This is a genomic window from Streptomyces sp. NPDC085931, assembly GCF_044540565.1.
In the GTDB taxonomy this organism is placed as follows: domain Bacteria; phylum Actinomycetota; class Actinomycetes; order Streptomycetales; family Streptomycetaceae; genus Streptomyces.
In genome coordinates this window covers 1-1,376 of the sequence record NZ_JBITSK010000034.1, presented here as the reverse complement: position 1 = coordinate 1,376, position 1,376 = coordinate 1, and the positions used below count along the sequence as shown (strand labels likewise).

Sequence of the window (1,376 nt, the reverse complement as noted above, 5' to 3'; positions counted from 1 at the left end):
CGGCGGCGTCCTACTCTCCCACAGGGTCCCCCCTGCAGTACCATCGGCGCTGTAAGGCTTAGCTTCCGGGTTCGGAATGTAACCGGGCGTTTCCCCTACGCTATAACCACCGAAACACTATGAAACTGTCCAGCCGCACCACACCGTGACCATGGCATGGGGCTGTTCGTGGTTTCAGAACCAACACAGTGGACGCGAGCAACTGAGGACAAGCCCTCGGCCTATTAGTACCGGTCAACTCCACCAGTTACCTGGCTTCCATATCCGGCCTATCAACCCAGTCGTCTACTGGGAGCCTTACCCTCTCTAGGAGGTGGGAGTCCTCATCTCGAAGCAGGCTTCCCGCTTAGATGCTTTCAGCGGTTATCCCTCCCGAACGTAGCCAACCAGCCATGCCCTTGGCAGAACAACTGGCACACCAGAGGTTCGTCCGTCCCGGTCCTCTCGTACTAGGGACAGCCCTTCTCAAGACTCCTACGCGCACAGCGGATAGGGACCGAACTGTCTCACGACGTTCTAAACCCAGCTCGCGTACCGCTTTAATGGGCGAACAGCCCAACCCTTGGGACCGACTCCAGCCCCAGGATGCGACGAGCCGACATCGAGGTGCCAAACCATCCCGTCGATATGGACTCTTGGGGAAGATCAGCCTGTTATCCCCGGGGTACCTTTTATCCGTTGAGCGACGGCGCTTCCACAAGCCACCGCCGGATCACTAGTCCCGACTTTCGTCCCTGCTCGACCCGTCGGTCTCACAGTCAAGCTCCCTTGTGCACTTACACTCAACACCTGATTGCCAACCAGGCTGAGGGAACCTTTGGGCGCCTCCGTTACCCTTTAGGAGGCAACCGCCCCAGTTAAACTACCCATCAGACACTGTCCCTGATCCGGATCACGGACCCAGGTTAGACATCCAGCACGACCAGACTGGTATTTCAACGACGACTCCACCTGAACTGGCGTCCAAGCTTCACAGTCTCCCAGCTATCCTACACAAGCCGAACCGAACACCAATATCAAACTGTAGTAAAGGTCCCGGGGTCTTTCCGTCCTGCTGCGCGAAACGAGCATCTTTACTCGTAGTGCAATTTCACCGGGCCTATGGTTGAGACAGTCGAGAAGTCGTTACGCCATTCGTGCAGGTCGGAACTTACCCGACAAGGAATTTCGCTACCTTAGGATGGTTATAGTTACCACCGCCGTTTACTGGCGCTTAAGTTCTCAGCTTCGCCCCACCGAAATGGAGCTAACCGGTCCCCTTAACGTTCCAGCACCGGGCAGGCGTCAGTCCGTATACATCGCCTTACGGCTTCGCACGGACCTGTGTTTTTAGTAAACAGTCGCTTCTCGCTGGTCTCTGCGGCCACCCCCAGCTC

General features: G+C 56.8%; 2 rRNA genes. Both read right to left on the bottom strand.

Annotated elements, in window-relative coordinates:
* Positions 1 to 114: ribosomal RNA gene (gene rrf / locus ACIGAN_RS35700) — 5S ribosomal RNA — on the bottom strand; the annotation flags it as partial.
* Between the two features lie 90 nt (positions 115 to 204).
* Positions 205 to 1,376 (bottom strand): 23S ribosomal RNA (locus tag ACIGAN_RS35695); the annotation flags it as partial.